The following is an 8,679-nucleotide window of genomic DNA, read 5'->3' as shown; positions in this document are numbered from 1 at the left end:
AACGCTCAACAACGCCATGTCCAACACTCCCGCTGCCCCCACCCAAAAGGCCGAGGCTAGCGTCCGAACATGGGTCAATTCTCAGTGGCAACTTCACCCCAAACCGGGTCAGGTCTCAGCGGCAATCAACAGCGTCGGGCTTGCGGGAACGCGGCAGTGCGGCAAGGCGTGCCTCTAGCAGCCGGCGCAGTTCCGACCGGCCCTCGGGACCGAGTGCCGGACCAGCCGCTTTCAGCAGCCGATCGGTTTCGCCGTATCCGTCGGCGTCCCAGAGCGCCAGCACCTCGCGGGCCAGCGCCATCGGATCGCGGTCCGGCAGCAACCCCCAGAGCCGTCCGAGTTCAGCGCCGGCCTGCCGGAACACCTCGCCCTGCGTGCCGCTGCCGTCGTCGCTGCGCTCGAACACGTTGTCGGCGAGGCCGAGCAGCAGCCGCATCTGCGCCACGGCCGCGCGCGAGTTCGTCGCGGCCAACGGTCCGGCGTCGTCTCGCGTAGGCTGTCGAGCTCACGGGCGAGGGGGCGCGCCTTGTCCCACGCGATGAACCCCCGCGAGCGCTCGATGGTGCGCAACCGCTTCTCCACCTCGGCGGCAAGCCGGCCACCGCCATCCATCCCGGCGAGCGCCAGACGCAGTGTGCGGGCCAGCGCAGCATCACCCTTGGCCTGCGCCACCAGCAGCTCGGCCAGCCGTTGTGCGCCCAGTTGCTCCAGCGCCTCGACGCTGAGCGTGCGCGAGCGGGGCGCGGCCTTCTTTGCTCGGGGGTGGGAAGGGGAGGGTACCGCAGGGTCCTCGTCGGCCATTGGTGGCGGGGTCAGGCGTGAGTGGGACACCCGGGCGCGTGGCGGCATGCTCAGTTCCTCACCGCTGTAGGCGTGACGGCTGGGCGGCCATCCGGCGCCAGCCACTCCCGCAGCTTCGACCAGCGCCGGCGCGCGCCCTGGTTGCGGACAGCGATGGCCAGTGCCCGGCGCTGCCCGACCAGCACGACCAGCCTCTTGCCCCGGGTCACGCCGGTGTAGAGCAGGTTGCGCGCCAGCATGGCGTAGTGCTGCGTCGTGAGGGGGATCACCACGGCCGGATATTCCGAGCCTTGCGCCTTGTGGATGGTGGTTGCGTAGGCGAGGACCAGCTCATCGAGCTCGCCGAAGCTGTAGGTAACGGGCCGGCCGTCAAAGCTGACCGTGAGCTCGCCCTCCTCCATGTCCATGGCCGTGATCACGCCGAGATCGCCGTTGAACACCTCGCGCTCGTAGTTGTTGGCCACCTGCATGACCTTGTCGCCAGGACAGTAGGTCCAGCCGAAGCGCTCGACCCGAAGCTCGCCGGGCGGGTTGAGCACCTGCTGCAGTTCGATATTGAGTGCCCGTGCGCCAAGGCCGCCGCGGTTCATCGGGCAGAGCACCTGGACGTCGCGGACGGGATCGAGCCCGAAGCGGGCCGGAATGCGCTCGCGTACCATGGCCAGCAGCTTGCGGACGCCGTCCTCGGGCTCGGCGGCCTCAACGAAGAAGAAATCTGACTCCGGGCCTGCCTTGAGCTCGGGTATCTGGCCGCGGTTGATGCGGTGAGCATTCACGACAATCTGGCTCTCGGCCGCCTGACGGAACACCTCGGTCAGGCGCACCACCGGGACAGTGCCCGAGCCGATGATATCAGCCAGCACCTGGCCCGGCCCAACACTCGGCAGCTGGTCCACGTCGCCCACCAGCAGCAGCGCCGCTTCATCCGGCAGGGCCCGGAGGAGGGCGCGCATCAGCGGCACGTCCACCATCGAGGTCTCGTCCACCACCAGCAGCTCGCAGCCGAGCGGATTCGTCTCGTCGCGCTTGAAGCCGCCTGTCCTAGGGTCGCTCTCCAGCAAGCGGTGGATGGTCCGGGCCTCGAGCCCCGTGCTCTCGGAAAGGCGCTTGGCCGCGCGGCCGGTGGGAGCGGCAAGCGCCACCTGCACCCCCTTGGCCCGCAGCACCTGCAGGATGGCGTTGACCAGCGTGGTCTTGCCCACGCCGGGCCCGCCGGTGATCACCAACATCTTGGAGGCCAGGGCAAGCCGCAACGCCTCGCGTTGGCTCCCGGCCAAGGCGAGGCCGGTGCGACCCTCCACCCAGGGGATCGCCTTATCGGCCTCAATCGCCGGCCAAGGCTGCCGGCCAGAAGCAAGGCGCCCCAGTCGCTCAGCGATGCTCTGCTCGGCACGGTAGAGGCCGGCCAGGAAGACGCAACGCTCGCCATCCAGCGTGTCGGCCACGACCTCGCCGGCATCGAGCTCAAGCGTAAGGGCGGTCTCGATCAACTCAGCGGATACTTCGAGCAGCTTGCCTGCGAGTGCGGTCAGTTCGCCCACGGGGAGGCCGCAGTGCCCCTCACCGGTCGCCTCGGCCAAGGCAAAGGAGATGCCGGCGCGCACCCGGATCATCGCCGTGGGCTCGATCCCGAGCTTGCCGGCCACCACGTCGGCGGTGCGGAAGCCGATGCCGCGAATATCGCGCGCGAGCTGGTAGGGATTCTCAGTGATAACCTGCACGGCGTTCGCGCCGTAGGTCTTGTAGATCCGCACCGCCCGCGAGGTTCCGACCCCGTTGGCGTGCAAGAACAGCATGATCTCGCGGATTACCTTCTGCTCGGCCCAGCCGGCGACAATGCGGGCAGCGCGCTTGGGCCCAATGCCGGTGACCTCGCGCAACCGGTCGGGCTCAGCCTCAATCAGGTCAAAAACAGCCGCTCCAAAGGCACGGACCAGCTTCTTGGCGTAGACCGGGCCGATGCCGCGGATCATGCCGGAGCCGAGATACTTCTCGATGCCCTCAATCGTGGTGGGCTGGGTTGCCTGCAGGAACCTCGCCCGGAACTGCAAGCCGTGGGTGCGGTCGTTGACCCAGGTGCCCGAGAGCTGCACCCACTCGCCGGCCGAGATCGAGGCGGCGTGCCCCACCACCGTCACCAGGTCGCGCTGCCCGCGTGCCTTGACCCGCAGCACACAGAAGCCGTTCTCGGCGTTGTGGTAGGTGACGCGCTCGACCAGGCCGGCCAGCGCCTCGGTGGGCGGGCCGCGATCGGGGGTAGGTGGGCGCGCAGCAGCAGCGTTGGGCACCCGTTTCAGATGCTCTCTAAACCCGTCTGCGAGGAGGCCCCGACCATGCCGACCCGCCAGGTTTCCGCAGCGCACCCATCACGCACGACACGCAAGTCACCGTCGCAGAAGCACCTTGAATAACCCATCATGTTAGGTTATTTGAACACATGGTCACTGCACTGCGTGCCTCCGGCTTGCGGGTGGTCATCTATGTCAACGATCACGAGCCTGCGCACGTCCATGTCTTCGGGGACGGCGAGGCCAAGATCAACCTGCTCGGCGCCGACGGCCTCCCGGGACTGGTCTGGGCCGATGGCATGAGTCGTGGCGACATGCGTCGCGCCATGCGCATGGTGGTGGAGCAGCAAGCTTTTCTGCTGACGCGCTGGGAGGAGATCCATGGCTGAGTTGACCGACGCTCAGATCGATGCCGCCTTGGCTCGCGGTGAGGCTGCTCGCCTTTCCGAGCCACGCGCCGTCGCTGTGCGCTACGACCGGCGGGTTGGTCGCGTGATCGTGGAGCTGAACAACGGCTGCACCTTCGCTTTCCCTCCTGGCTTGGCGCAGGGCCTGGAAGGCGCGACCGAGGACCAGCTCGCCCAGGTCGAGGTGCTTGGGAGCGGCTACGGCCTCCATTGGGAGGCGCTGGACACCGACCTGTCAGTTCCGGGCCTTCTGGCCGGCCTGTTCGGCACCAAAACCCACATGGCCCGCCAAGCCGGGCGGGCGACGTCGCTCGCGAAGGCCGCCGCAGCGCGAGCGAATGGGGCCAAGGGTGGTCGGCCACGAAAGTCGGCCCAGCGATAAGGACACTTCGAAAAACCTCGCTGTTGAGGCGCCGAGCTGATTCACTGGCCCCGGTGAGTGGAGGCGGTGGCAATGGCGGGGCAGCCTGGCTGCTTCGATGTCGATGAGCGGTATGCGGCCTTGTTGGCAGCGGGTGATCCGCTGGAGCGGCTTGCGGCTGTCGTGGATTTCGAGATCTTCCGTCCCGTGCTGGATGCGGCGCTGGCGCGATCGGACCGCAGCCGTGCTGGACGCCCGCCCTATGACGCGGTGCTGATGTTCCGCATTCTGGTGCTGCAGGCGCTCTACAGCCTCTCGGATGAGCAGGCGGAGTTCCGGCTAGGGGACCGCTTTCCTTCATGCGCTTCGCGGGCCTTGCCCTGTATGAGCCCGTGCCGGATGCCAAGACGATCCGGCTCTACCGTGAGCAGCTCAAGCAGGCGGGTGCCATCGAGGGGCTGTTCCGTCGCTTTGGCTTTCTCGCCATGGGCGGGCAGATCATCGACGCTACCCTGATTGCCGCGCCGCGCCAGAAGCTCACCCTCGAGGAGAAAGCCACCATCCGGGAGGGCGGCACGCCAGAGGGCTGGTCCCGTGCCAAGCGGGCGCAGAAGGACCGGGATGCCCGCTGGACGCTCAAGCGCGGGCGCACCAAGCCCGAAGGTGCGCAGCGCCAGACCGCCAAGATCGCGGTGCCGATCTTCGGCTACAAAAGCCATCTCCAGGTGGAGGGTGGCGAACGCGGCGCTTTGTGTCACATGCGGTTCCGCCACGCGCGCCAGTTCGAGCGTAGCGACGAAGGGGACAGCCCGCAGCGAGCCGGCAGGGATCTCGGGCAGAAACAGCGCCAGCGGTCCGCCGCCCCGGTACTCGGCCAGGCCTTCCGGGGACGCCCCTTAGATGCCTCTCACCCCGCCGCGTCGTCGTCGTCCGCCCCGCCAATCCCGGCCGCGCGCGTGAGCCCGGCCCGCGCCGTCCGGATCGCCGCGTCCACGGCCTGCATCGCCGCCGCCAGCTCACCATAGTCGAAGGCCGGCCGCGCGAGCGGAGCGGTGGGCGGCAGGGGCGGCACCGCCTCCGCCGCGGGCCGCGCCTCGGTCTCGGGCGGTACCGCGCGCAGCCGCCCCCGCCCGGGCACCGACCGGCGTGGCGGCGCGGCGGCCTCGCGCAGCGGCGCCAGGCCGGCGAGGCCGAACAAGCGGCGGCTGCGGCGGTGCGTCACCTCCACCGCGGCCCCGCGGCGGACGAGGTCGCCGAGGATTGCGCCGGCCGCATTCACCGACAGGCCCAGCGCGGCGGCCAGCGTCGTGGCCGAGACGAGCGGGAGGGCGGCGAGCAGGTCCACCGCCGCGCGCGCGCGAGATCCTGCGCCGCCCGACGGCCACCGCCCGCAGGAAGGTGGGGATCCAGAGCGACGGCTCCCAGGGCTGGCCGGGCTCGAGCGCCGCCGCCCCGGTGAGCGGCAGGGGCGCGTGGAGCAGGCCCGCCGCCGTACCAGCGCGGCGCGCACCGCGCCCTCCGCCGCGGGGCCGGGCGCGGCGAGCCAAGCGTGGTAGTCGAGGGCGAGGCGTCGTGAATCGCGCCCGCGTCCATCGCCCGCGCGCTGCCCCGCATCGCCCGCAGCGGCAGGCCCTCCAGCACGGCGGCGAGATGCCAGGGCTCGATCAGAAACCCGTCCGCCGCGGTCTGCCGCCGCGCCGCAGCGGGTGGAGCGGTACGACCGCGTCGAGGCGCACGACCGCCGCGCTGGCCTCGGCGAGCGCCGCCAGCAGGGCGGGTTCGCCCAGCGGCGGGGAGCCGTCGCGCCCCGTGCTCGCCAACAGGGACATCGGCACGCCCTCCACCCCAGTCACGCAGGGAATTTACTCTAATCAGCCGTTTGCTTCAAAGAAGTGCTTTTTAGCACCGTCTTGCGACCGGACCCTGGCCCGCCGGCTCCAGACCCGCCGCCACCCCGCGCCACGCCGGTGGATCGGCCGCCCTGGCGCGCGTCCCTGTCGCTCTTGACGCGCCTGCAAAGGACCCTGCAGCATCAGCCGGTAGACGCGCTTATGGTTCAGGGGCTCTGCCCCGGAGGCTCGGCGGGCGCGGTTCAGCAGGGCTGTGATGCGGCGATATCCGTAGGTGGGGCGGTCGGAAGCCTGTCCGGCCAGGGGGCGCCGCCGCGCCGTCAGCCGAGCAGCCACTCCGTCATCACGCCGTGAGAGGAGCGGGCAAAGCTTTCCGCCGAGGTGACATCGGCCGCGGTGAAGACCCAGTTGCGGTCGAAGTGCTGGGTGATCACGCTGCCGCCTTCCTCAGTGAGGATCTCGGCGCCCAGCGGCTTCCAGGCGGCATCGAAATGCTCCAGGATCATCCGGCCCGGCTGGCGGGTGCCGACGTCGATCCCCTCGATCCGTCCGGCGGCGTCGTAGTGCTCCTCGATCGCCTTTCCATTGTCCATACGGAAGATGTCGGTGCCGACCTGCTTCCAGTTGGTGTCGAAATGCGCGGTACGGGTCTGGAGCCCGAAATCAACGATCTCCGCGCCGGTGAAACGCCACTGGCCGTCGTAGTGGCTGACGGTGCGCCTCGCCTCCGTTTCGCTGGTGATGCTGGCCCGTTGCAGCTTCCAGTCGGTGGTGAAGCGCTCCTCGAACAGACGGCCGTCCTCGAGGTGCAGCTGGCTCCGCTCGGCTTGCTCCCCCTGTAGGCGCCATCCCGCGTCATAGTGCTTCGAGGTGAAGACGCTTGTCGCCGCGCCGCCGTCCGACAGCGCCTGCAGGTGCGCCGCCAGCCCGGCGAGGATCCCCGGGTCGTTCACGTCCGACACGGACACCGTGATCGCCTGCTGGGTCGCGCTGGCGCCGGAGCCGGCCTGGACGGTCACCTCGTAGACGTTGTCGCCGCCCGCATCGCGCGGCGCCTCGTAATCCGGCGCGGCGAGGAAGACGAGCGCGCCACTCTCGGGATTGATGCCGAAAAGCGCGGCGTCGGCGCCGCCGGCGATGCTGAGGGCGGGCCTGCTGCCATCCGCGCTGGTGGCAACGACGGTGGTGACCAGCGGCGTGTTCTCCGCCAGCGTGACCGTGGCCACGGCATCGCCGCCGTCGGAGTGGATCACCGGTTTCGGCGGAAGCGGCCTCGCGTCGTAGGCGCGGATGTAGTCGATCTGGTAGGTGGCTTCAAAAGGCTTCGCCGGATCGGCGCGGCCTTCCCATGTCCCGCCGACGTTGAGGTTGGCGAGCAGGTACATGGGGCGGTGCATGTCCTCGGGCGTGGCGATCTGATGGACCGGCGCGCCGTCGAGGTACCAGGTGACGTGGTCGGCCTGCCAGTCCACCGCATAGGTGTGGAAGTCCTCTGAGAGGTCCACCACCCTGGTGCTGTGGCCCGTCTGGTAATGGGTGGCGCCAACCTGGATCGCGCCGCCCTTCTGGCTGTGCACGGTGGCGTGGAGCAGGCTCGGATCGCTACCCAGCACCTCCATGATATCGAGCTCCGGCGGCCAACCCTGGTCCACCGGCAGCATCCAGAAGGCCGGCAGCGTGCCGCCGACGTCGCTGATCTTCGCGCGGATCTCGAAATAGCCGTAGAGCTGCGAGAAGTCGTGGAAGGTGGTGATGGCGCCGGAAGTGTAGTCGTAGCTTGCCTTCGGGTCCTGGTAGGCCGTCTCCGCCGTGCGGGCGGTGATCGTCAGGATACCGTCCTGGATGCTGAACGGCGATTGCGCGCCCACGGGGTCGGCGGGCAGGTACCAGGTGTCTGAATCGGCCGACCATCCGAAGCCGCTATCGGCCCAACTGGCCATGGCGAAGGCCGGGCGCGTGTCGAATCCGCTACTGCCATCCCACCATTTCACGGTGTCGAACTCGGCGGAAAACGTCATCGCCGGAGCGCTGCGCTCCGTTGCGGCGTTGGCGGGCATCAATCGTTCCTTGGTCAGCCGGGTTGTGCGCGCTCCTTGTGGGCACCCTGCGCCAAGGTTGTTGATGGTTTCTTAAGGCACACAAATTTCAACTAGGTGTGTAGTCCCGGGGAGTAGTGGTGCATCTTTGACCCGCGAGGGGGAGGATGTCCTGTGGCAGGCGGTCTTCACGGTTCAGCCCGAACGACGCCGCGTGTTCGAGCCGAGCTCAAAGCGTCGCAAGAGGGCACCCGGACCCTTGCCGCCCGCTTTGGGCTGAACCCCAAGACGGTCGCCAAATGGCGCGGCCGGACTGGCACGGCCGATGCCCCGATGGGTCCCGCCCGGCCCCGCAGCACCATTCTGACCGAGGCTGAGGAAGCGTTCCCGCCGGTAGAGCCAGACGCGTTCGACCGGATTCAGCTACGGACTGTAGGGTAGCAGCGGCACCAGGGTGATGCTGTCGGGCACGACGAGGTCGCGGCTGCCGTGCCAGCCTGCGCCGTCCAGCACCAGCGCGGCGTGAGTGTCGGGCGCGAGGTTGGCTGAGAAGCCGTCGAGGAACACGCGCATGGCCGCCGTCGAGACCGTCGGCAGCACGAGGCAGAAGTCGGCGCCCGTGGCGGGCTCCATGGCCGCGAAGATGTAGGCGTAGCTGAAGCGTTTGCCGGCCAGGCCGGGCGGCCGATGCCCCCGCAGCCACCAGCGATGGCAGACACGCCCCTTCTGGCCGATCCTGTTCAACGCAGTGCGTTGAACCGTCCTGAAACCAAAGCGCGATCCGTTGCTCCGGATGCGCTGCCGCGACTGCGCGCAGTGAACCGCGCCGGGTTTGCCGGAGGCTTCAAACCTTGAGGGGTTGGAGGCATGACGAAGGCGACGACGAACCGCTTTTCGCCTGAGGTTCGGCAGCGAGCGGTCCGGATGGTTTTGGGC

At 69.0% G+C, this 8,679-nt stretch carries 7 protein-coding genes and 5 pseudogenes; 4 read left to right on the top strand and 8 right to left on the bottom strand.

All coding sequences use genetic code 11. The features are described from left to right. Positions 1–115: 115 nt before the first annotated feature. The 3 genes and pseudogenes from QMO56_RS26325 to QMO56_RS26320 form a co-directional block, all read right to left on the bottom strand. On the bottom strand, positions 116–472 hold the full coding sequence (locus QMO56_RS26325) for a DUF6880 family protein (protein ID WP_283530567.1): 357 nt from the start codon (positions 470–472) through the stop codon (positions 116–118). Between the two features lie 23 nt (positions 473–495). Beyond that, a pseudogene (locus QMO56_RS27075) lies at positions 496–801 on the bottom strand (DUF6880 family protein); the annotation flags it as partial. Between the two features lie 50 nt (positions 802–851). Next, positions 852–3,089, bottom strand: a complete 2,238-nt coding sequence (locus QMO56_RS26320) for an ATP-dependent RecD-like DNA helicase (protein WP_283530565.1) — start codon at positions 3,087–3,089, stop codon at positions 852–854. 149 nt (positions 3,090–3,238) lie between these two features. Between QMO56_RS26320 and QMO56_RS26315 the strand changes: the two genes are divergently transcribed. The 3 genes and pseudogenes from QMO56_RS26315 to QMO56_RS26305 all read left to right on the top strand — a co-directional run bounded on the left by QMO56_RS26315 (position 3,239) and on the right by QMO56_RS26305 (position 4,882). Continuing rightward, complete coding sequence (locus QMO56_RS26315; protein WP_283530563.1) at positions 3,239–3,478, top strand: DUF4160 domain-containing protein; 240 nt, start codon at positions 3,239–3,241, stop codon at positions 3,476–3,478. Continuing rightward, positions 3,471–3,878: a DUF2442 domain-containing protein gene (locus QMO56_RS26310; protein ID WP_283530561.1), complete on the top strand. Its 408-nt coding sequence runs from the start codon at positions 3,471–3,473 to the stop codon at positions 3,876–3,878. Before QMO56_RS26315 ends, QMO56_RS26310 begins: the two co-directional genes overlap by 8 nt. 72 nt (positions 3,879–3,950) lie before the next feature. Continuing rightward, positions 3,951–4,882: pseudogene (locus QMO56_RS26305) on the top strand (transposase). On the opposite strand, the gene QMO56_RS26300 reads toward QMO56_RS26305, so the two are convergent. The 4 genes and pseudogenes from QMO56_RS26300 to QMO56_RS26285 all read right to left on the bottom strand — a co-directional run bounded on the left by QMO56_RS26300 (position 4,765) and on the right by QMO56_RS26285 (position 7,764). Further along, complete coding sequence (locus QMO56_RS26300; protein WP_283530559.1) at positions 4,765–5,202, bottom strand: hypothetical protein; 438 nt, start codon at positions 5,200–5,202, stop codon at positions 4,765–4,767. The pseudogene QMO56_RS26305 and the gene QMO56_RS26300 overlap by 118 nt on opposite strands. Before the next feature lie 319 nt (positions 5,203–5,521). Continuing rightward, on the bottom strand, positions 5,522–5,686 hold the full coding sequence (locus QMO56_RS26295) for a hypothetical protein (protein WP_283530557.1): 165 nt from the start codon (positions 5,684–5,686) through the stop codon (positions 5,522–5,524). A gap of 42 nt (positions 5,687–5,728) precedes the next feature. Continuing rightward, a pseudogene (locus QMO56_RS26290) lies at positions 5,729–5,989 on the bottom strand (IS3 family transposase); the annotation flags it as partial. Between the two features lie 38 nt (positions 5,990–6,027). Beyond that, positions 6,028–7,764, bottom strand: coding sequence for a family 16 glycosylhydrolase (locus QMO56_RS26285; RefSeq protein WP_283530555.1), 1,737 nt, complete (start codon positions 7,762–7,764; stop codon positions 6,028–6,030). Between the two features lie 153 nt (positions 7,765–7,917). Between QMO56_RS26285 and QMO56_RS26280 the strand changes: the two are divergent. Continuing rightward, a pseudogene (locus tag QMO56_RS26280) lies at positions 7,918–8,127 on the top strand (IS481 family transposase); the annotation flags it as partial. Positions 8,128–8,166: 39 nt separating this feature from the next. Here the strand turns inward: QMO56_RS26280 and QMO56_RS26275 are convergent. Next, positions 8,167–8,679: pseudogene (locus QMO56_RS26275) on the bottom strand (hypothetical protein); the annotation flags it as partial.

Origin of the sequence: Roseomonas sp. E05 (genome assembly GCF_030063475.1) — a bacterium.
Lineage (GTDB): Bacteria > Pseudomonadota > Alphaproteobacteria > Acetobacterales > Acetobacteraceae > Pseudoroseomonas.
This window is presented reverse-complemented; position numbering and strand designations above follow the sequence as displayed.

Coding starts and splice junctions, on each gene's coding strand:
- QMO56_RS26315 (WP_283530563.1), top strand. CDS start 3,239: ATGGTCACTGCACTGCGTGCCTCCGGCTTGCGGGTGGTCATCTATGTC.
- QMO56_RS26310 (WP_283530561.1), top strand. CDS start 3,471: ATGGCTGAGTTGACCGACGCTCAGATCGATGCCGCCTTGGCTCGCGGT.
- QMO56_RS26295 (WP_283530557.1), bottom strand. CDS start 5,686: ATGTCCCTGTTGGCGAGCACGGGGCGCGACGGCTCCCCGCCGCTGGGC.
- QMO56_RS26285 (WP_283530555.1), bottom strand. CDS start 7,764: ATGCCCGCCAACGCCGCAACGGAGCGCAGCGCTCCGGCGATGACGTTT.